Source organism: Streptomyces sp. DG1A-41, from assembly GCF_037055355.1.
Lineage (GTDB): Bacteria > Actinomycetota > Actinomycetes > Streptomycetales > Streptomycetaceae > Streptomyces.
Genome location: NZ_CP146350.1, coordinates 1,770,932 through 1,791,425, shown reverse-complemented (window position 1 = coordinate 1,791,425; position 20,494 = coordinate 1,770,932). Strand labels below are relative to the sequence as shown.

Here is a 20,494-nt window from a genome sequence, read left to right as displayed (position 1 = left end):
AGACAACGGGCGATCTGTGGCGGGAGTCACGCCCCAGAGCGAACGGAATCGAACCATCCAGCGCACAGGGTCACGCCCGGCGCGGAATCGCGTACTCACCGTCAAGTCCCCACTGCGTAGAGGGTGTTGAAGGGGTGAGGTGGGTCACAGGTCGTCGGGCGGGGTGGTCGACATATCAGGAAATCCAGGAATGAAGTGGGTGTCCGGAAATAGCCGTTACCCGAGGTATAGGGGAACTGGCCTGGCATGACGGGCCATCGGTTGATGACGACCCGTCAACCTCCTTAGATTCCTCCGCCGTGTGCAGCGAGCACCGCTCGGGTACGTCCGCCGGCCGCGTGATTCTCCGGAACCACGCGCAGCACCACTCCGGCGGACGGGGCGAGCGCGACCCACGTGCCCCATGGCGCGGGGCGTGGCGTTCCGCCTTGGGGGACCCCGAGTGCTTCGAGAGGGAACTACATGTCCGAATGTGCCGATACCACGCGCGACAACGCTCGGAAGAACCAGGTTCGTACGACGGCGGTCCTCGCCGGGGCGGCACTGCTCGCGCCCCTCGGACTGCTCGCCGCGACCGGAAACGCCGCGGCGGCTGACAGCGGAGTGTGGGACCGCATCGCCCAGTGCGAGAGCGGCGGCAACTGGCACATCAACACCGGCAACGGCTACTACGGTGGACTCCAGTTCGCCGCCTCCACCTGGCGCGCCTACGGCGGCACGGCCTACGCGCCCACCGCCGACCAGGCGAGCAAGTCCCAGCAGATCGCCGTCGCCACCAAGGTCCAGCGCGCCCAGGGCTGGGGCGCCTGGCCGACCTGCTCGGCACGCGCCGGGGCGAGCGGCAGCGCACCGGCGGCGTCCGCGGCCGACCCGGTGACCTCCGCCGAGCCCGCCCCGGCGAAGCCCTCGAAGACGCCGGCGCGTTCCGCGGCACACCCGGACCGCGGCTCCTCCCGTGGCGACCACACCGTCCGCGAGGGCGACACGCTGAGCGGCGTCGCCGCCCGGCACGGGACCACCTGGCAGCACCTCTACGCCGCCAACAAGGCCGTCATCGGCGGCGATCCCGACGTGATCGTGCCCGGCCTGCGCCTCGAAATCTGAGCCGCTCCCGCGCCGGGACACGCGGGCCCCGTCCGGCCGGCCGGACGGGGCCTCGGCGTGTCTCCGGCCCACTGCCCGAGCTCACTGTCCGAGCTCGCTCGCCTCCCCGGCGAACACGACGGCTCCACGACGCAGTTCGTATACCAGAACCGGCCGGTCCCGCAGGGCGGGCGGCAGGCGCTGCTCGGCCATCACCACGCACGCGTCGAGCGCGCTCAGCAGCTCGTAGGTGCGGGCCGCGACCGAGGGCGACATGCCCTGGGCGGGCTCGTCGACCAGCACCACGCGCGCGCGTGCCAGCAGCGCCCGGGACAGCGCGAGCATGCGCTGCTCCCCGCCGGAGAGGGTGCCGGCGCGCTGCTCCAGCAGGGGCCGCAGCTGCGGATAGGCGTCGAGGGCCGGGCCGTGGTCCGGGGCGGCGAGTTCGAGGTTGTCGCGCACGGTGAGCGAGCCGAACACGGCCTGCCGCTCCGGGACCAGGCACAGCCCGCGCCGGGCCCGCTCGTACGCCGGTACGCGGGTCACGTCGGCGCCGTCCCACACCACGGCGCCACGCGACAGGGGCACCGTTCCGGCCAGGGCCCGCAGAGCGGTGCTGCGGCCGGAGCCGTTGCGGCCCAGCAGCACGGTCAGGCCCGGGCCGGGGGCGGCGAGGGTGACGCCGTGCAGGGCCTCCAGCGGGCCGTAGCGCACGCGCGCGTGGCGCAGGGAGATGGTGGTCATCGCCCGGCCTCCGTTCCCAGGCCGTCCAGGACGCTCCCGGGCGGGCCGGAGGCGACGATCCGGCCCGCCGTCATCACGTGCACGACGTCGGCGAGGCCGGCGACCAGGTCCAGGTCGTGCTCGACGACGAGCAGGGCCGTGCCGTCGGCGGCCAGGGCCTTCAGGACCCGGGCGAGAGCGGCCACTTCTGTGGTGTCGAGGCCGGCGGCGGGCTCGTCGAGCAGCAGGACGCGCGGGGCGCCCGCGAGGGCCCGGGCCAGTTCGACGCGGCGCAGCGTCCCCGTGGGCAGCCCGGCGGCGGGCAGCGCCCGCACCGGCCCGTCCAGACCGAGCAGCCTGAGCGTCCGCTCCACGGCGCCCGGATCGGTCACCCGGGCCTGTTCGGCGCCCACCCGGACGTTGTCGGCCACGGTCAGCGACGGGAAGACGGCCAGTTGCTGGAAGGTCCGCGCGACACCGAGCCGGGTGCGGGCGTGCGCGGGCAGGGCGGTGATGTCCCGCCCGTCGAGGCGCACCGACCCGCGCGCGGGCCGCAGCGTCCCGGCCAGACAGTGGAACAGGGTGCTCTTTCCGGCCCCGTTGGGGCCCACGACCGCGGTGATCCGCCCGGGGGAGACGTCCAGGTCGACCCCGTCGAGGGCGGTGAAGCCGCCGTAGTGGGCGTGGAGGCGGCGGGCGGTGAGGACGGGGGAGGGTGTGGTGGTAGGGCCGGTGGGCGGTCGGGCCGCTGGCCGAGCCCCTGCCGTGCGCGGCAAGGGCTCCTTGAAGGGCCCGGCGGTCGCCTCGCCCGCTGCCAAGGGCGCAGGAGCGGCAGGGGGCCGGGCACCGGCGGGGCGCGCCTCGTCGGGCGAGCCGTGGCGGTCCGCCGGGGCGGACCCCGGCGTCCCGTCCGCCGCAGCCGCCGGCGGGCGATGGGCGCCGGGGGCCGAGGGGCCGTGGACCGGCGGCTGAGGCGCCTCGCGGCCCGCGGGCCCGGCGCCCGGAGTCGCTCGCCGTCCGTCCACGGTGGCGGCGCGCGGCGCCGTTCCGCTCTCGTCCCCCGTAAGGCCGGCACGCCCGTCCGCCCCCGTGCCCTCGGCCTCCCGCACCACGCGTGTCGCCGTCGCCCCCGTCGGCACGGGCGCCCTGTGTGCCGCCCGCGGCTCCGCCCGGCGCAGCAGCCCGCGGGCCCGCGTCCCCGCCGGTGTGAGGGCAGGTCCGCGGCGCAGGCGCAGGCGTTCCATCGCCGTCCGCAGGGCCTCGTACGGGCCGCCGGGGAAGCGGCCCACGAGGACCGCCAGGACGCCGATCACGGCTGCCGCAACGCCGCCGCGCGTGCCCGCGTCCAGGCCGACCAGGAGGGCCGCGGCGGCGAGGGCGCCGAGGGTGCTGTCGGCGCCCAGCACCACGACCGCGGCGAACCACAGCAGACCGCGCACGGGGTCGAAGGCGGCGGGGTCGAAGGCGCGCAGGCCCATGCCGAGCATGCCGCCGCCCAGCGCGGCGAGCGCGGCGCCCGCGACGAAGGCGAGCAGCTTGAGGGACGGTACCCGGACACCCGCCGCCTGCGCCCCCGCCTCGTGGTCCCGCATGGCCGCGAGAGCCCGGCCCGTCCTCCCCCGGCGCAGCGCGTGTGCCGCCAGCAGCGCCACCGCCAGCAGGAGCAGCTCCAGGACGTAGTACACACGGTCCCCTTCGAAACCCGCCGGGCGGCCCAGCGACAGGCCCGCCGTGGCGTACGGCTGGGCGAAGACGAAGCGGCTCACGCCCACGCCGACGGCGAACGTCGCCAGCGCCAGCGCCAGGCCCCGGCGGCCGATCGCCGGCCAGCCCGTGAGCAGGCCGAGCGGCGCCACCAGCACGACCGCCACCGCGAGGGCCGACAGCTCCGGCATGGCCGGCAGGCCCGGGAAGCGGCCCGCCGCCAGTAGCGCGGTGAACAGGGCCCCCAGACCCGCGTAGGCCGCCTGCCCCAGCGAGATCTGGCCGCCGCGGCCGGTGACCACCACCAGGGACAGCAGGACGACGGCCAGCGCCGGCACCTGGATCGACGTGTGCAGGTCCCGGCCGGCCAGGCCCAGCGGCAGCAGGAACAGCACGGCCGCCACGACCCACGCGCCGGGCGGTGTCGGAACCCGGGCGGTGGCCGTGCGCGGCAGCGCGTCACGCGTGCCCACGCCCGGCAGGACCAGGGCCGCGACCAGCAGGGCGACGACGAACAGGTTCGTGCCGGCCGCCTGGAGCAGGGGCGCGCCCCACCCGGACGGGTGCAGCCGCGTGAGCTGGCTCTGCGCCACCCCGACGCCCAGCGCCACCACCACCGCGACCGGCAGGCTCCGCATCCGCGCGGCCACCGCGACCGCCACTACCTCCATCACCAGCAGCGGCAGCCCGTACGGGTCGAGACGCACGTACGGCGCCAGCAGTACGCCGGTCAGGCCCGCCGTGAAGGAGCCGAACGCCCAGCCCGCCGCCGCGACCCGGTCCGCGTCGATGCCGCCCAGCACGGCGAGCTGCCGGTCGTCGACCACGGCCCGCAGCTCCCGCCCGAACCGCGTCCGGCGGACGACCGCCGCGACCCCGGCGGCCAGCACCAGCACCACCGCCAGCTGCCCCCACGGCTCGTCCGGAAACACCTCCGGCGCGTCGTCCCGCGCCCCCTGCCCCCACTGCAGTGCCGCCCCGCCCACCAGCAGCACGAACACCCCGAGGGACGCCACCAGCGTCTGCGCCGGGTCACCGCCGAGAACCGCCAGGGGCCGGAAGACGAACCGCTCCAGCACGACCCCCAGCCCCGGCGCCAGCACCAGCAGCGTCACCGCGGCCCCGAGCCACAGCGGCCAGCCCCACTCGACCACGCACTGCCGCAGCGCGTAGGCGCACACCATCGCGATCGCGCCGTGCGCGAAGTTCAGCACGCCGGTCGCGCGGTACGTCACGATCAGGCCGATCCCGGTCAGCGCCGCCGCGCTGCCGACCGCCAGACCGGCCAGGGTGAGGTCGTACGTCAGCGAGGACATCGGCCGGGCTCAGTCGGTCTCTTCGGCGGGCTCGCAGATCGGGCACGGGCCCAGCTCGCCGCTCGCCACCAGCTTGGAGTCCACCGGGACCGCCACCGCCTTCCCCGCGACCAGCGGGCAGTCCGCGCGGTGCCACAGCGTGCCGCCCGGCACCATCAGCAACTCGCCGCTGACCGCGAGGGGCGCGAGGGCGGTCTGCCCGGTCTCGTCCGCCTCGGCCGCCACCAGCAGGCCGTACAGCTCCTCCACGCGCGCGGCGGCGATCGAGCTCCGGCCGTGGGCCAGCAGCACCGCCCCGGAGATGATCAGCGCCGCGCCGGGGACCGTGCAGGAGGCGAGGTAGGGCAGCTGCCGTTCGGCGAAGCGCTCCCCGGAGACGCCGTACCAGCCGACGGCGCACAGCACCGCGCCGGCGGCCAGCGCCGCCCAGCCGGCCCAGAGGACGGGATGCACGGTCCGAAGTCGGCTTGTCCGCATCGCTGGCTCCCACACGTCGGTTGTCCGGGCACGCGCCTGGCCGCCTGTTCGAGTCCGCCGATCGCTTGCACTATGCCCCTTGGAAGCTGACCCTGAAAGCACCGGGCGCCCATGGTCCGGACCGACACCCGGTGGTGAGCCAGATGGTTCTCGGCAGCGACCTCAGGCGGGGGAACGCGACACGGGGCCCACGAGCAGTGGGACGGGGTACGGCGATCGCGGCCGCCCTGGTCCTGGCCCTGGCCCTCGCGGCATGTGGTGACGACAACGGCGGCGGCGAGGCCACACCGCCCCAACCGACCGTGGACCGGACCGCGACCGCGCCGGCCAGCGCGCCGGCGGACCGGGCCGCGGCGGAGAACGAGATCAGGCAGAACTGGCAGCAGTTCTTCGACCCGAAGACCTCTCTCCAGGACAAGCAGGCCGTCCTGGAGAACGGCGACCGGATGGGCCCCGTCCTCCAGGCCTTCAGCGGTGACGAGCGCGGCCGGCAGGTCCAGGCGAAGGTCACCAAGATCGAGTTCACCTCGGCGACCGAAGCCGACGTGACGTACACGCTCAGTCTGAAGGGCGCCACCGCCCTGCCGGACGCCTCCGGGACGGCCGTCGAGCAGGACGGCACCTGGAAGGTGTCCGCCAAGACGCTGTGCGCGCTGGTGCAACTGAGCGGCAATGCGTCGCCGGTCCCGGGCTGCTGAGGCCCTCGCCGCGGTGCTGCTGCTCGCCCTGAGCGCGGCCTGCGGCAGCCGGCTCCCGGAGAGCGACTTCGAGCACGACGACCGCACCTCCACGCCCCGCGACGCCGCGCCCCTGCGGGTCGGCATCATCACCAGCGCCACCAGCCCGGTCGGCGGCGCCGCCTTCACCGGCCCGCGCGACGGCGCCAAGGCGTGGTTCGACCGGCTCAACGCGCGCGGGGGCATCGACGGCCGCCGCGTGGAGGTCCGCCTGTGCGACGACGGCGGCAGCGGCGTCGGCAACAACGAGTGCGTGCACCGCCTGGTCGAGGAGGACCAGGTGGTCGCCCTCGTCGCCACCACCGCCCTGGACTACGCGGGCGCCTCCCGCGTCTCACGCGCGCGCGTGCCCGACATCGGCGGCCAGCCCATCGGCAGCGCCTACGACACCTACCCGCACCTCTACGGCATCTACGGCAGCCTCGCGCCGCGCGACGGCACCACCGGCTGGGACGGCAAGCTGTACGGCGGCACCGAGGTCTACCGCTACTTCAAGCGCGAGCACGGCGCCCGGACCGCCGCCGTCGTCTCGTACAACCAGTCCGCGTCCGCCGCCTACGCCCGGCTCGTCGAACGGGGCCTGCGCGCCGAGGGCTACCAGGTCGTCACCGAGCAGGTCGACTTCGCCCTGCCCAACTTCCGCGCCGTCGCGGCCGATCTGAAGGAACAGGGCGCCGACCTCGTCTTCGACGCCATCGACAGCCACGGCAACGCCCGGCTGTGCCAGGCCATGGACGAGGTCGGCGCCGACGTCACCGCCAAGGTGACCAACGTCCAGAACTGGGCGTCCACCGTCGCCGACGCCTACGAGGACGCCCCGCGCTGCCGCAACGCCCTCTGGGCGACCGGCTCCAGCCGCAACTACGACGACACCGGCCACCCGGCCGTACGGGAGTTCCGCGAGGCGACGAAGCACCTGAAGACGCACTCGCAGTGGCAACTGGAGGGCTGGGCGGCCGCGCGCTGGTTCACGGACGCCGCCAAGTCCTGCGCGAGGACGGGCATCACGCGCGCGTGCGTCGACGCCTACGTGAACCGCAGCGACGGATACACCGCGGGCGGACTGCTCCTGCCCGTCGAGTTCGAGCGGCGCGCCGAGCCGCCGAGAACCAGCCGGACCTGCCTGTCGGTGGCCCGCTGGCAGGACGGCAAGGGCTGGGTCGGCCAGGGGGACATGAACCGCACCTGCTTCGACGTCCCCCAGCTGGCCTACGAGCCTTGAGGACAGCGGCTGTCCGCAAGGGCTGGCAGACTCGCCCCCATGTTGGAGACCTCGGCACGCCTGCTGCGCCTGCTGTCCCTGCTCCAGGCCCACCGCGAGTGGTCCGGCCGCGATCTGGCGCAGCGGCTCGGCGTCAGCGCCCGCACCCTGCGCCGGGACGTGGACCGGCTGCGCGATCTCGGCTACCCGGTCAACGCCAGCCCCGGCACGGGCGGCGGCTACCAGTTGGGCGCGGGCGCCGAGCTGCCCCCGCTGCTCCTGGACGACGACGAGGCCGTCGCCGTGGCGATCGGGCTGCGCACGGCGGCCGGGCAGGGCATCGAGGGCATCGGCGAGACCTCGGTACGGGCCCTGGCCAAACTCGAACAGGTGCTGCCGAACCGGCTGCGCCGCCGCGTGGGAGCCCTCAACGCCTTCACCGTGCCGATGCTGCGCGGCCCTGTGCCCGACGCCGTCGACCCGGCCGTGCTGACCGAGCTCGCCCACCTCTGCCGGGACGCCGAGCGCCTGCGCTTCGAGTACCGCGGACACGACGGCACCACCAGCCGCCGCAGTGTCGAACCGCACCGCCTGGTGTGCACCGAGCGCCGCTGGTACCTGGTCGCCTGGGACCTCGACCGGGAGGACTGGCGCACGTTCCGCGCGGACCGCATCACCCCCAGGCCACCGCACGGCCCGCGCTTCGTGCCGCGCGAGTCGCCCGCCGAGGACCTCGCCGCCTACGTCTCGCAGGGCGTCTCCACTCGCGTGTACGCCACTCACGCGGTCGTGCGGCTCCTGGCGCCCCTGGAGGAGGCCGCCGCGCACATCTCGCCCAGCGCCGGGGTGCTGGAGGCGGAGGGCCCGGACAGCTGCCTGCTGCGGTGCGGCGCCGGGAGCCTCGACGTGATGGTGATCCACGTGATGATGCTGGGCTTCGAGTTCGAGGTGCTCGAACCCGACGGGCTGATCGAGGCGATCAGGAGGACTCGGGACCGGCTTGATGGCGCTCTGGCTCGGGCTGCGCAGTCACCGCCGCGTACTGCGGATGGTGCAGGTCGAACGCCGGCGACTCCGACCGGATCCGGGGCAGCGTCGTGAAGTTGTGCCGGGGCGGCGGGCACGAGGTCGCCCACTCCAGGGAACGGCCGTAGCCCCAGGGGTCGTCGACCTCGACCTTCTCGCCGTACTTGGCGGTCTTCCACACGTTGTAGAGGAACGGCAGCGTCGACATGCCGAGCAGGAACGCGCCGATCGTCGAGACGGTGTTGAGCGCGGTGAACCCGTCCGCGGCGAGGTAGTCCGCGTACCGGCGGGGCATGCCCTCGGCGCCGAGCCAGTGCTGCACCAGGAACGTGGTGTGGAAGCCGACGAAGAGCGTCCAGAACTGGATCTTGCCGAGCCGCTCGTCGAGCATCTTCCCGGTGAACTTCGGCCACCAGAAGAAGAAGCCGGCGAAGATCGCGAAGACGACGGTGCCGAAGACGACGTAGTGGAAGTGCGCCACGACGAAGTACGTGTCGGTCACATGGAAGTCCAGCGGCGGCGACGCCAGGATCACCCCGGTCAGCCCGCCGAGCAGGAACGTCACCAGGAAGCCCGTCGCCCACAGCATCGGCGTCTCGAAGGACAGCGAGCCCTTGATCATGGTGCCGATCCAGTTGAAGAACTTCACGCCCGTCGGCACCGCGATCAGGAAGGTCATGAAGGAGAAGAACGGCAGCAGCACCGCGCCCGTCGCGAACATGTGGTGCGCCCACACCACCACCGACAGGCCGGTGATCGCCATCGTCGCGCCCACCAGCGTCAGGTAGCCGAACATCGGCTTGCGGCTGAAGACCGGGATGATCTCCGTGACGATGCCGAAGAACGGCAGCGCGATGATGTACACCTCGGGATGGCCGAAGAACCAGAACAGGTGCTGCCACAGGATCGCCCCGCCGTTGGTCGCGTCGAAGACGTGCGAGCCGAACCGCCGGTCGGATTCCAGCACCAGCAGTGCCGCCGCCAGCACCGGGAACGCCATCAGGATCAGGATCGACGTGAACAGCGTGTTCCAGGTGAAGATCGGCATCCGGAACATCGTCATGCCGGGCGCGCGCATCCCGATGATGGTCGTGACGAAGTTGACCGCGCCGAGGATCGTGCCGAAGCCGGACAGCGCCAGCCCCATGATCCACAGGTCGGCGCCGATGCCCGGCGAGCGTTCGGCGCTGTTCAGCGGGGCGTAGGCGAACCAGCCGAAGTCCGCCGGGCCCGTGGGCACCAGAAGCGAGCCCAGCACGATCAGCCCGCCGAACAGGAACAGCCAGTACGAGAGCATGTTCAGCCGCGGGAAGGCGACGTCGGGCGCGCCGATCTGCAACGGCATCAGCTCGTTCGCGAAGCCCGCGAAGGTCGGTGTCGCGAACAGCAGCAGCATGATCGTGCCGTGCAGCGTGAAGGCCTGGTTGAACTGCTCGTTGGTGATGAGCTGGAGGCCGGGGCGGGCCAGCTCGGCGCGCATCAGCAGCGCCATGACACCGGCGATCAGGAAGAACACGAAGGACGTGATCAGGTAGAGGTGGCCGATCTTCTTGTGGTCCGTCGTGGTCAGCCAGTCGACCACCACCCGCCCGTGCTTCTTCCTCGGCACGGGCCGCGCCGTCGCCTGTACGGTCTGCGTCCCCATCGCTCGCTCGCCCCTTCGCATCGCGTGCCGGGCCCGCCGCAGCCCGCGCCACACGTGCCCGCGAGCTCACGCCATGATGCTCGCGTCACCGAGCGCCCCGACAGGGGGCGTATCGGCCTCTCTGTGCCGAAGCCATGCATTTCCTGTGCGCCGGCGGTTCCTTTGGACCGGTGCGGCGCCGGAATGGAACGGGGCCCGAGTCACTTCTCCCGGAACTTTCCGCCGCGCTTTTCCATGGGCTCATATGACACGCGGGAATTAGGATCGAATGCCTGCGGAAGGCCTACGAAACCGCTCGTCCGTGTGACGCACAGCGCCCGAAACACCTGTCGTGATCTTGTGACAGAAGCGTGACAGGGGAGGGACAGGGACAGGTGTTGCCGGCCCGGACTTCCGTGGTCGCCGGGCACGGCATAGCGTGGCGGCATGGCACCGATTCCGACACCTTCCGCGGAACCCGACGACAGCCCGGACACCTATGTCGGCCTGGATGCCGACCGGGCCGAACACCTCGCGCGTGAGCGCGGCTGGTCGACGGTGCGCTCGCTGCCGCCGGGGGCGATCATCACGATGGAGTACCGCGTGGGCCGGCTGAACTTCGAGGTGAAGGGCGGCCGGGTGGCGCGGGCCTGGAAGGGCTGAGACACCGCGAAGGCCCCGGTTCCGCTCCGGAACCGGGGCCTTCGCCGTGCCGGAACGGGGTGTGCGCACCGGTCCCGCCGCTCGTCGTGGTGGTCAGCCGCCCGTCAGGGGGCGAGCCGAGGAGGCCGAGCCGCGGGGATGCCGCTCCGCGTGCGGCGGGCGGCGGCTGCCCGTGGGGCTGATCGGCGTGCGCTCCGAGCGGGCCGTGTGCGGTCCCGGCGCCAGGTAGGCCGGGGCCCGGGGCGAGCCGGTCGCGACGTCGTCCCGGTCGGCGGGCAGCGGCGTGACCACCACGGGCGGCGCGCTGACCGGGGCGGCAGCCGACGCCGTACGGCTCCGGCGGGTCCGCAGGCGGTCGCGCAGGTCGAAGATCCTGGCCTCGGAACGGGCGATCAGCGGCTCGAACCAGGGCAGGGCGAGCAGGATCAGCAGCCCCGCGGCCCAGCCCAGGAGCACATCGCTCAGCCAGTGCGTACCGAGGTAGACGGTGGCCATGCCGACGCCGAGCGAGGTCACGGCGGACACGGCGGACAGCCAGCGGCGCGCTCTCGGGGTGGAGGCCATATAGGCCAGGATTCCCCAGGTCACCACGGCGTTGGCGGTGTGACCGCTCGGAAATATATCGCCGCCGCGCCACATCTCGTTCGAGCCGATCACGGTCGCGTAGTGCGGTCCCAGCCGGCCCATGCCGTACTTGGCTGCGCCGACCGTGACGTTCAGCAGGAGCAGCGAGACACCGAGGGCGAGCAGCGGACGCAGGGTGTGCTGCCGCCAGGAGCGCCAGCCCAGCCAGGCCGCGACCATCACCGCGGTCGGACCGCGCTGGCCGAGCACCACGTAGTAGTCGACGAACCAGTGGATCTCCGACCACTGCTGGTACGGCCGGAAGAACATGACCTGCCAGTCGAGCCGGACAAGCCAGGACGTGATGATCACGGCCCACACGATCGCGCCGTAGAAGGCCAGGGTCGCCGCGAAGAGCACGATGCGGTGCCTGCTCATCTTCGGCACATCGATGTGGGCCGGTCGTTCCGGCTCACGGTCCAGCCGGGCGAACACCCGGTCCAGACGGGTGAGCTTCGGTTCGGTACGCACCCAATCGACGTTACAGCGAGTGAGCTCGGATCCCCGTCGAATCAACGGCTTTGTGATGACGATGTGATGTGGGATTCCTCTCAGGAGGAGGTTTATTTCCAGCGAATCTGCAATCGCCGGGCTCTGTGGCCTTCAATTCCTTTGATCATTTCGGATGGGGGTTTTATTGCGCTTTTGAATTCGTTCACCGGGGCATGGTGCGGAATTCTCCGGGTGCTCACAGTGGGTCAGGGCGGACCCGAGCCGTTCAGCCAGAACGCCCCGTACACCGCCGAGACGACCGCCATCGGCCCGAGGGCCAGCGCTGACCTGCGCATACGCAGCCGGGCCAGGGCCAGGGCGAGGGGCAGCAGCAACGGGAAGGCGGGTATCAGCAGGCGCGGTTTCGAGCCGAAGTAGCTCGACGCGCACAGGGCGAGCGCGGTGACGACTCCGGTGTAGACCAGCAACGGGAGCGGCTGGCGCTGACGTACGCCGACCGCGTACAGCCATACGGCTGACGCGACCCCGGCGACGAGCCCGGCACCCGCCAGGGCCGAGGGAAACGACGTGAACTTTTCGGCGACGAACCGGGCGAAGGCGTAACCCCCGTCGAACCCGTTGCGCCATCCCGCCTGCACAGCGAGATAGCCGAGCGGACCCCTGCCCGTGCGGTGGCCGACCCACAGCACGTATCCGGCGGTGCCGAGGGGGGCGAGCAGCATGCCGAGGACACGTCGGGTGCGCGGGCCGGGACCGTCGGCGTCACCCGCGCGCCGCTCCGCTGCGAAGGCGGCGATGCCCGCCACCCACACCGCGGCCACCACCGCCACCCCGACCGGACGGGTCAGCCCCGCCAGCAGGGCCAGCGTGCCCGCGCTCACCCAGCGGCCGGTCAGAACCGCGTACAGCGACCACGCGGCGAGCGCCGTGAACAGCGACTCGCTGTACGCCATCGACTGCACGATCCCGACCGGGAGCGCGGCCCACAGCAGCACCGCGCACACCCCGGTCCGGCGGCCGTACACATGGTCCGCGACCGCGAAGATCCCCCACGCCGCGGCGAGGGAGGCGACCAGGCTGACGAGGAAACCGCCGTCCGCGTACGTCAGCGGGGACACCGCCGCCACCAGCCGCTCCAGCCAGGGCAGCAGCGGGAAGAACGCGAGGTTCGAGTGCACGTCCCCGTTCGCCAGACGCACCTCGTAGCCGTAGCCGAGTTCGGCGACCCTGGTGTACCAGAGCGCGTCCCAGCGAGCGGTCAGCAGCGTGTACGCGCTCTTGTCGCGCGCAGCGCTCCACAGGGCCAGGGCGACGAGGCCCAGGGCACGGACGGCCGCGTACCCGAGGAGCGCCGGGGCCGCCCGGCGCAGCGCCCCGGCGCGGGCCGGGGCCGCGCGCGTCTCAAGATCGGTCACGGGCCCGATTATCGACCCGGGCCGGAACCGGCCGGCCGCCCGGGGCGTGGTCGACGGAGGGGGAGTGGTCGGCATCGGGGTGGCGGACGGCGGAGGAGGAGTGGCGTACGCCACATCTTTCCGCCGGACGGGTGAGAGGCCCGCCACTCGGCTCCGGCGCGGACTCGCGTACCCTGACGTGTCACTCGCTTTTCGTTTGCGCGGGCCGGAGACCACCGCTCCTCTCCGGCCGAGTCGCGGGGATGTCCCCACCCCGTGAGCCCGCCGATCGCGAGGGAACATCTGGGAGGTACGTACATGTCCGGGACGACCACGGCCGCCGCTGCGCTGCGCCGTCGGGCGGCCGGGGCCGGTGCCAACCGCTGGGTGGTTCTCGTCGTCCTCTGCGTCAGCCTGCTGCTGGTCGCCGTCGACGCCACGGTGCTCCACGTGGCGGTCCCCGCCGTCACCGAGGACCTGAAGCCCGGCGGGATCGAGCTGCTCTGGATCGTCGACGTCTACCCGCTCGTCTGCGCCTCGCTGCTGATCCTGTTCGGCACGCTGGGCGACCGCGTCGGCCGCAGAAGGGTCCTGCTCCTCGGGTACGCGCTGTTCGGCGTCGCCTCCGGCCTGGCGGCCCTGGCGGACAACGCCCAGGTACTGATCGTGGCGCGGGCGCTGCTCGGCGTGGGCGGCGCGATGATCATGCCGGCGACCCTGTCGATCCTGCGGCAGGTCTTCCCCGACCGGCGCGAGCGGGCGCTCGCGATCGGCATCTGGAGCGCCGTGGCCGCGGTGGGCGCGGCGGTCGGACCGCTGCTCGGCGGCTTCCTGCTGGAGCACTTCTGGTGGGGTTCGGTGTTCCTCGTCAACATCCCGTTGATGCTGGTCAGTCTCCCGGTGGGGCGACTGCTGCTGCCCGAGTCGAAGGGCGACGGCGAAGGGCCCTGGGACGTGGTCGGCGCGCTGATGGCGGCGGTCGGGCTGTTCGGGGTGGTGCTGGGCGTCAAGCGGCTCGGCGGCGGGGAGTCGGTGGGGAGCCTGCTCACCATCCTGCCGCTGGTGGTGGGCGCGGTGCTGCTGATCGCGTTCGTACGGCGGCAGCGGCGGCGGGCGCATCCGCTGGTCGACCTCAAGATGTTCGCGCGGCCGGCGTTCAGCACGTCCGTCGGGTGCATCGTGCTGGCGATGCTCGCGCTGGTCGGTCTCGAACTGATCGCCGCGCAGTACCTCCAGCTGGTGCTCGGGCTGTCACCGCTGGAGACCGGGCTGCGCCTGCTGCCGCTGACGTTCGCCGCGATGGCGGCCGGGCTGGCCGGGGCGCGGATGCTGCGGCGGTTCGGGCCGCGGCGGATGGTGTGCTTCGGGTTCTGCCTGACGGCGTTCGCGGTGGTGCTGCTGACGGCGCTGGGCCGGACGGACGACTGCGCGCTGATGCTGACCGGCTTCGTGCTGCTCGGCTTCGGGCTGGAGACGACGCTGTTCGGGGCGTACGAGTCGATGCTGAGCGAGGCGCCGCAGGAACAGGCCGGTGGCGCGGCGGCCATCGGGGAGACGTCGTACCAGCTGGGGGCGGGGATCGGGATCGCACTGCTCGGCACGGTGATGAACGCGGCGTACGCGCCGGGGCTGTCGAGGGTGCCGGGGGTGCCCGAGCCGGCGGCCTCTGCCGCGGGGCATTCGCTGGGGGAGGCGTACGAGGTTGCTGGGCAGCTGGGCGGGGCTGCCGGGATCGCTCTGCGTCATGCCGCGCGGGATGCGTTCGTGCACGGGCTGCATGTGACGTTGCTGGTGAGTGCGGGGTTGTTGCTGCTCGGGGCGGTGATGGCGTTGCGGTTGCCGCGGGTCATGCAGTGTGAGGGCGCCGGTGCGGTGGACTTGCCCGCACCCAGGGACGCTGCGGAGTCGCGCGTCTCGGTGTGACGTGCTTTTGCCCACCCGCGCGCCACCCGGATCTGCCGACCGAGGGGTGGAGGTCGCCTGTGGGGGTGGGGCGCCGTTGGCGGCTTGCGGTGGTCGGTCCGCCCGCGCCGGTGCGAGGAGACAGACCCCTTCGGGCGGGCGCTGCCGTGCGTCGGCGGCGTCGCGGGCTGGGGCTTTGCTTCCGGGCGGCGAAGCGACCGGATGACGCCCGCGCCGCCGATGGCGCGGTGCCACCTGACGACCTCGGCCTGTCAGCCGGCAGCTACGGGTGGTGCGTGGGTGGGCAGACACCGTAGCGTCTTGGCTAGCGGTGCTAGTTAAAGAGTTTCGGAGGGTGTCCGCATGTCCGAGTCGTCCAAGCTTCCTCCCTTCGCCCCCACCGACCCCCTCGGCCTCGACGACCTCCTGGAACCGGAGGACCTCGGGATCAGGGACACCGTGCGGGCCTGGGCCGCGGACCGGGTGCTGCCGTACGTCGCCGAGTGGTACGAGAAAGGGGAGCTGCCCGGGATCCGGGAACTGGCCCGCGAGCTGGGGAGCATCGGTGCCCTCGGGATGTCCCTGGAGGGGTACGGCTGTGCCGGCGCGTCCGCCGTGCAGTACGGGCTGGCGTGTCTGGAGCTGGAGGCCGCCGACTCGGGCATCCGGTCCCTCGTCTCCGTGCAGGGCTCCCTCGCCATGTACGCCATCCACCGGTTCGGCAGCGAAGCGCAGAAGCAGCGGTGGCTGCCCCGCATGGCCGCCGGCGAGGTCATCGGGTGCTTCGGGCTGACCGAGCCCGACCACGGATCCGACCCGGCCTCCATGCGGACGTACGCCAAGCGTGACGGCTCCGACTGGGTCCTCAACGGCCGCAAGATGTGGATCACCAACGGATCGGTCGCCGGCGTCGCCGTCGTGTGGGCGCAGACCGAGGACGGGGTCCGCGGGTTCGTCGTGCCGACGGACAGCGCCGGGTTCTCCGCCCCCGAGATCAAGCACAAGTGGTCCCTCAGGGCCTCCGTCACCAGCGAACTCGTCCTCGACGAGGTACGGTTGCCCGCCGACGCCGTACTGCCGGAGGCCACCGGCCTGCGCGGGCCGCTCAGCTGTCTGTCGCACGCCCGGTACGGAATCGTCTGGGGCGCCATGGGCGCGGCCCGCAGTTGCTTCGAGGCCGCGGTCGACTACGCGAAGTCGCGGGAGCAGTTCGGGCGGCCCATCGGCGGCTTCCAGCTCACCCAGGCCAAACTCGCCGACATGGCGGTCGAACTGCACAAGGGGATTCTGCTCGCCCATCACCTGGGGCGGCGTATGGACGCCGGCCGCCTGCGTCCCGAGCAGGTCAGCTTCGGCAAGCTCAACAACGTACGAGAAGCGATCGAGATCTGCCGCACGTCCCGCACCATTCTCGGGGCCAACGGGATCTCGCTCGAATATCCCGTGATGCGGCACTCGACCAACCTCGAGTCGGTGCTCACCTACGAGGGCACCGTCGAGATGCACCAGCTCGTGCTGGGCAAGGCGCTCACCGGACTCGACGCCTTCCGGTAGACCCCGTCCGGTGAACCCTGCAGGGGGCAGGGCCGGTGAGCGGCCCTGCCTCAGCTCTGGTTGAAGAAGCCGTCCGTGCGGTGCGCGGCCGGGTCGCCGTTCACGATCTCCGTGTTGGCGGGGGTCAGCAGGAACACGCGGGTCGACACCCGCTCGATCGAACCGCGCAGGCCGAAGATCAGCCCGGCCGCGAAGTCGACCACGCGCTTGGCGTCGGCGGCGTCCATGGCCGTGAGGTTCATGATGACCGGCACGCCCTCGCGGAACAGCTCGCCGATGGCGCGCGCGTCCCGGAAGCTGTCCGGGGTCACCGTGCCGATGCGGCGCCCCTTCTCCTCGGCGACGTCCGAGGCCACCTTGACGCGCGGATCGGTGACCCAGGCATCCCCGGGCTCGGTCCCGTCGGAGTAGTCGTCGTCGTAGTAACGCTCGTCTTCGTTGTCGTCGACGAGGCCAAGCCAGGCACTTGCCTTGCGTACCGATCCCATGGACGCCTCCTCTCACAGCGGTCTTTCTTGCTTTCCGCATCCCTATGGTCGTCCATGATGCGGATGGCGCGCCAAGTGGATAGACGCCGCACGGGGGGTTTGTGACGGTACTGGTGCACAGCGAATCCGTCGAGAGTCCGTGTTTCCCAAGGGTCTTGCCGTAAACGGCTGCTGACTGTGAGTGAAATATGATTCTTCGCGGCGTACGGGTGATGAGCGGTGCGTATGGGTGAACGCGATGGCCGATACCGTGCGGCGCCAAACGTCGTACGGAGCACGGGGGGACGTCGTGTTCGGAATGGTCAGGCCCGGTCGGCACCGGCTCGGTGAGAGCCTTCACGGCCCAGTGGATGGCTCATTTGCGTGGGCTGTGACTCGCGCGGGCCGCGGGGACCACGGGCAGTTCGCCGCGCATCGTGACGAACCATGGCGGGCTTTTTGTTCCTGAGTTGACGGAGGCTCAGGTGGAAGGCACACCCGGCACGCCGAGTGATGCGGTCTGCGTACGGCGGGGCCGTGACCAGGTCGCCGACGGCGGCGGACTGTCGGCCCGGGCGCCGGTCGCGCGCACCGCGCGCCGGGTCGCCGTGGGCGGGCACCGGCTCCGCCGTCGGGTTCGACACGGCCGTCCTGGCCGAGGCCGTGTACCGGCGGGGCGGCGTCGAGGCGCTCGCCGGGCCCGGCACAGCGATGCCGACGGTCCCCGCACCGACCGAGACCGCGACCGCCGCCGCCTTCGCGCACACGGCGGTCCTCGCCGGCCGGCCGCACAACGCCGGCCGCTCGCCGAGGCCGGGCGCCTCTTCGGACGGTTGGGCCACCTGCTGGAAGCCTTGGGGAACCGGTTGTCCATCGCGCGTTGCTGCCGGCGTGGGTCTTCCCCGGCCGTTGCGCGGCTTCGTGACAGGTCGTTCAAAAGGGCACGGCCGAAAGAGCCCTCTTGCGCCTACCGGCCGTTCGGCCGAATACTCCCCCACAGCGCTTGTCAGGGGCACGGCAGGTTCGGAATCCGAACAAGCCGGTCCAGGACTGCGCCTCACGGGCCCGAAACCCCACGAGGGCCCCCTACTTCCTTTGTGGAGGAACGAAAAGTGAGGATCAAGCGCACCACCCCCCGCAGCGGCATTTCGAGACGGACCCGGCTGATCGCCGTTTCCACCGGCCTCGTCGCCGCCGCCGCGATCGCGATCCCCAGCGCGAACGCGTCCGACACCCCCGCCACCTTCAGCGCCACCGAGCTCAAGAGCGCCAGCGGCTCGATCCTGAAGGCCGACATCCCGGGCACCGCCTGGGCCGTCGACAGCAAGACCAACCGCGTGCTCCTGACCGTCGACAGCACGGTCACCCAGGCCGAGATAGCGAAGATCAAGCAGCAGGCCGGCGCCAACGCCGACGCGCTCACGATCAAGCGCACCCACGGCAAGTTCAACAAGCTGATCCAGGGCGGCGACGCCATCTATGCGAGCAGCTGGCGCTGCTCCCTCGGCTTCAACGTCCGCGCCAGCAACGGCACCGAGTACTTCCTGACCGCCGGTCACTGTACCGACGGCGCGGGCACCTGGTACTCCAACTCCGGCCGTACCACGGTCATCGGCTCGACCGCCGGCTCCAGCTTCCCGGGCAACGACTACGGCCTCGTCCGCTACAGCGGCTCCGTCAGCCGTCCCGGCACCGCCAACGGCGTGGACATCACGCGCGCGGCCACCCCGAGCGTGGGCACCACGGTCATCCGCGACGGCTCCACGACCGGTACGCACAGCGGCCGTGTCACCGCCCTCAACGCCACCGTCAACTACGGCGGCGGGGACATCGTCTCCGGCCTGATCCAGACCAACGTATGCGCGGAGCCCGGTGACTCCGGCGGTTCGCTCTACGGCAGCAACGGCGTCGCCTACGGTCTGACCTCCGGCGGCAGCGGCAACTGCTCCTCCGGTGGTACGACGTTCTTCCAGCCCGTCACGGAGGCGCTGAGCGCCTACGGGGTCAGCGTGTACTAGGCCGGTCCCGGTCGGTAGCAGACTGAGTTTTGTGCCCCCGCACGCATTGCGTGCGGGGGCTTCTCCTTTTCAGTGGGGTTGTCGTGTTTCTGTGGGGTCGCCGTGGGCCGGCCGGGCAGGCGATTTTCAGCCGTGGTCAGACCTCACAGAGTGGGCACACATTACTCACGCGTAATATTTGCAGTGTGAACGCGCGTGAAGCGGCAGGAAGTTGAGTCCGATTTGACCGTGGACGGTCAAAATGAGGGGGCGTGCGGTCCCTCATCTACGCGCGTCCTGAACTCGACCTTGTGTGCTCCCCGTTGTCCTCGGAATAGTGGGCGCTCGTCAACAAAGCCTTCCGGTCCGCGAGGTCCCCACAACCTCTCGGACCGACCCCCCACAGGAGGACGTGAGTTGAAGCACCGACGCATACCCAAGCGGCGTGCAGCCGTGGCAGGTGCGGGTATCGCCGCACTGGTCGCCGCGGGAGTCACCTTCCAGACTGCGAACGCGAGCGAGACCCCAAAGACCGCCGCACCCCGGACCCTGTCGGTCACGGCGGCCGGAAAGCTCGCCTCGACGCTGGCCGAGGACCTGGGCGCCGACGCGGCGGGCACGTACTACGACACGAAGAGCAAGAACCTCGTGGTGAACGTGCTCGACGAGGCCGCGGCCAAGGCCGTCGAGAAGGCCGGAGCCAAGGCGAGAGTCGTGGCGAACTCTCTCGCCGAACTGAAGAGCGCCCGCGGCACGCTGAAGCAGGACGCGACGATTCCGGGCACCTCCTGGGTGACCGACCCGACGGCCAACAAGATCGTCGTCACCGCCGACCGCACGGTGTCCAAGGCCGAGTGGGCGAAGCTGACGAAGGTCGTCGACGGGCTCGGCCCGAAGGCCGAACTCAAGCGGACGAAGGGCGAGTACAAGCCCTTCATCGCCGGTGGCGACGCGATCACCGGTGGCGGTGGCCGTTGCTCGCTCGGCTTCAACGTGGTCAAGGGTGGCGAACCGTTCTTCCTGACCGCCGGGCACTGCACCGAGGGCATCTCGACGTGGTCGGACTCCAGCGGCAAGGAGATCGGCACCAACGCGGACTCCAGCTTCCCCGGTGACGACTACGGGCTGGTCAAGTACACCGCGGATGTGGCTCACCCGAGCGAGGTGAACCTCTACAACGGCTCGACGCAGAAGATCACGGGTGCCTCCGAGGCGACGGTCGGCATGGAGGTCACGCGGAGCGGTTCGACGACCCAGGTGCATGACGGGAAGGTCACGGGGCTGGACGCCACCGTGAACTACGGCAACGGCGACATCGTGAACGGTCTGATCCAGACCGACGTGTGCGCGGAGCCCGGTGACAGTGGTGGCTCGCTCTTCTCGGGCAGCAACGCGATCGGGCTGACGTCCGGTGGCAGCGGTGACTGCACGTCCGGTGGGGAGACGTTCTTCCAGCCTGTGACGGAGGCGCTGTCGGCTACCGGGACCGAGATCGGCTGAGTTCCGGGTTCCAGGTTGTGAAGTCCCGCCCCTTGTGTGAGGGGCGGGA

15 protein-coding genes and 2 pseudogenes are annotated in these 20,494 nt (G+C 71.7%); 10 read left to right on the top strand and 7 right to left on the bottom strand.

Annotated features, from left to right (window positions below):
* The first annotated feature begins 462 nt into the window (after positions 1-462).
* Complete coding sequence (locus V8690_RS08420; protein WP_338776970.1) at positions 463-1,104, top strand: transglycosylase family protein; 642 nt, start codon at positions 463-465, stop codon at positions 1,102-1,104.
* 81 nt (positions 1,105-1,185) lie between these two features.
* On the opposite strand, the gene V8690_RS08415 is transcribed toward V8690_RS08420, so the two are convergent.
* The 3 genes from V8690_RS08415 to V8690_RS08405 are packed head-to-tail and all read right to left on the bottom strand — an operon-like array spanning position 1,186 to position 5,303.
* Positions 1,186-1,827: an ATP-binding cassette domain-containing protein gene (locus V8690_RS08415; RefSeq protein WP_338776968.1), complete on the bottom strand. Its 642-nt coding sequence runs from the start codon at positions 1,825-1,827 to the stop codon at positions 1,186-1,188.
* Positions 1,824-4,826 carry an ATP-binding cassette domain-containing protein gene (locus tag V8690_RS08410; protein WP_338776966.1) on the bottom strand — a complete coding sequence of 1,001 codons (3,003 nt, stop codon included), beginning with the start codon at positions 4,824-4,826 and terminating at the stop codon, positions 1,824-1,826. Before V8690_RS08410 ends, V8690_RS08415 begins: the two co-directional genes overlap by 4 nt.
* A 9-nt stretch (positions 4,827-4,835) precedes the next feature.
* Positions 4,836-5,303 (bottom strand): hypothetical protein, encoded by a 468-nt coding sequence (locus V8690_RS08405; RefSeq protein WP_338776964.1) that lies wholly within the window; start codon positions 5,301-5,303, stop codon positions 4,836-4,838.
* Between the two features lie 143 nt (positions 5,304-5,446).
* Between V8690_RS08405 and V8690_RS08400 the strand changes: the two genes are divergently transcribed.
* Genes V8690_RS08400 through V8690_RS08390 form a run of 3 tightly spaced genes read left to right on the top strand, consistent with a single transcriptional unit; the run spans position 5,447 to position 8,342 of the window.
* On the top strand, positions 5,447-6,001 hold the full coding sequence (locus V8690_RS08400; protein WP_338776962.1) for a hypothetical protein: 555 nt from the start codon (positions 5,447-5,449) through the stop codon (positions 5,999-6,001).
* Positions 5,976-7,262 (top strand): ABC transporter substrate-binding protein, encoded by a 1,287-nt coding sequence (locus V8690_RS08395; RefSeq protein ID WP_338776960.1) that lies wholly within the window; start codon positions 5,976-5,978, stop codon positions 7,260-7,262. Before V8690_RS08400 ends, V8690_RS08395 begins: the two co-directional genes overlap by 26 nt.
* 39 nt (positions 7,263-7,301) lie before the next feature.
* Positions 7,302-8,342 carry a YafY family protein gene (locus V8690_RS08390; protein ID WP_338776958.1) on the top strand — a complete coding sequence of 347 codons (1,041 nt, stop codon included), beginning with the start codon at positions 7,302-7,304 and terminating at the stop codon, positions 8,340-8,342.
* A 43-nt stretch (positions 8,343-8,385) separates the two neighbouring features.
* Here V8690_RS08390 and ctaD read toward each other — a convergent pair.
* Positions 8,386-9,912 (bottom strand): annotated as a pseudogene (gene ctaD / locus V8690_RS08385) (cytochrome c oxidase subunit I); the annotation flags it as partial.
* A 426-nt stretch (positions 9,913-10,338) separates the two neighbouring features.
* Here ctaD and V8690_RS08380 point away from each other — a divergent pair.
* Entirely contained in the window at positions 10,339-10,554 is a 216-nt protein-coding gene (locus V8690_RS08380) for an I78 family peptidase inhibitor (RefSeq protein ID WP_338776957.1), read from the top strand.
* A 93-nt stretch (positions 10,555-10,647) separates the two neighbouring features.
* Here V8690_RS08380 and V8690_RS08375 read toward each other — a convergent pair whose 3' ends face one another.
* Positions 10,648-11,649 carry a phosphatase PAP2 family protein gene (locus V8690_RS08375; protein WP_338776955.1) on the bottom strand — a complete coding sequence of 334 codons (1,002 nt, stop codon included), beginning with the start codon at positions 11,647-11,649 and terminating at the stop codon, positions 10,648-10,650.
* 227 nt (positions 11,650-11,876) lie between these two features.
* Positions 11,877-13,046 carry a hypothetical protein gene (locus V8690_RS08370; RefSeq protein ID WP_338776953.1) on the bottom strand — a complete coding sequence of 390 codons (1,170 nt, stop codon included), beginning with the start codon at positions 13,044-13,046 and terminating at the stop codon, positions 11,877-11,879.
* 297 nt (positions 13,047-13,343) lie between these two features.
* On the opposite strand from V8690_RS08370, the gene V8690_RS08365 reads away from it, so the two are divergent.
* Entirely contained in the window at positions 13,344-14,948 is a 1,605-nt protein-coding gene (locus tag V8690_RS08365; RefSeq protein WP_338776952.1) for an MFS transporter, read from the top strand.
* Positions 14,949-15,290: 342 nt separating this feature from the next.
* Positions 15,291-16,481: an acyl-CoA dehydrogenase family protein gene (locus V8690_RS08360; protein ID WP_338776951.1), complete on the top strand. Its 1,191-nt coding sequence runs from the start codon at positions 15,291-15,293 to the stop codon at positions 16,479-16,481.
* Between the two features lie 50 nt (positions 16,482-16,531).
* Here the strand turns inward: V8690_RS08360 and V8690_RS08355 are convergent, their stop codons facing one another.
* Positions 16,532-16,969, bottom strand: a complete 438-nt coding sequence (locus V8690_RS08355; RefSeq protein ID WP_184982151.1) for a cell division protein SepF — start codon at positions 16,967-16,969, stop codon at positions 16,532-16,534.
* A gap of 289 nt (positions 16,970-17,258) precedes the next feature.
* Here V8690_RS08355 and V8690_RS08350 point away from each other — a divergent pair.
* The 3 genes and pseudogenes from V8690_RS08350 to V8690_RS08340 form a co-directional block, all read left to right on the top strand.
* A pseudogene (locus V8690_RS08350) lies at positions 17,259-17,814 on the top strand (hypothetical protein); the annotation flags it as partial.
* 246 nt (positions 17,815-18,060) lie between these two features.
* Positions 18,061-18,966 (top strand): S1 family peptidase, encoded by a 906-nt coding sequence (locus tag V8690_RS08345; RefSeq protein WP_338785286.1) that lies wholly within the window; start codon positions 18,061-18,063, stop codon positions 18,964-18,966.
* 396 nt (positions 18,967-19,362) lie between these two features.
* Positions 19,363-20,445: a S1 family peptidase gene (locus V8690_RS08340; RefSeq protein WP_338776947.1), complete on the top strand. Its 1,083-nt coding sequence runs from the start codon at positions 19,363-19,365 to the stop codon at positions 20,443-20,445.
* Positions 20,446-20,494 lie beyond the last annotated feature (49 nt).

Bases quoted from the DNA above. Each gene is read 5' to 3' on its own strand.
- V8690_RS08415 (WP_338776968.1), bottom strand. From the start codon at position 1,827: ATGACCACCATCTCCCTGCGCCACGCGCGCGTGCGCTACGGCCCGCTG.
- V8690_RS08410 (WP_338776966.1), bottom strand. From the start codon at position 4,826: ATGTCCTCGCTGACGTACGACCTCACCCTGGCCGGTCTGGCGGTCGGC.
- V8690_RS08380 (WP_338776957.1), top strand. From the start codon at position 10,339: ATGGCACCGATTCCGACACCTTCCGCGGAACCCGACGACAGCCCGGAC.
- V8690_RS08405 (WP_338776964.1), bottom strand. From the start codon at position 5,303: ATGCGGACAAGCCGACTTCGGACCGTGCATCCCGTCCTCTGGGCCGGC.
- V8690_RS08400 (WP_338776962.1), top strand. From the start codon at position 5,447: ATGGTTCTCGGCAGCGACCTCAGGCGGGGGAACGCGACACGGGGCCCA.
- V8690_RS08390 (WP_338776958.1), top strand. From the start codon at position 7,302: ATGTTGGAGACCTCGGCACGCCTGCTGCGCCTGCTGTCCCTGCTCCAG.
- V8690_RS08395 (WP_338776960.1), top strand. From the start codon at position 5,976: ATGCGTCGCCGGTCCCGGGCTGCTGAGGCCCTCGCCGCGGTGCTGCTG.
- V8690_RS08360 (WP_338776951.1), top strand. From the start codon at position 15,291: ATGTCCGAGTCGTCCAAGCTTCCTCCCTTCGCCCCCACCGACCCCCTC.
- V8690_RS08365 (WP_338776952.1), top strand. From the start codon at position 13,344: ATGTCCGGGACGACCACGGCCGCCGCTGCGCTGCGCCGTCGGGCGGCC.
- V8690_RS08355 (WP_184982151.1), bottom strand. From the start codon at position 16,969: ATGGGATCGGTACGCAAGGCAAGTGCCTGGCTTGGCCTCGTCGACGAC.
- V8690_RS08420 (WP_338776970.1), top strand. From the start codon at position 463: ATGTCCGAATGTGCCGATACCACGCGCGACAACGCTCGGAAGAACCAG.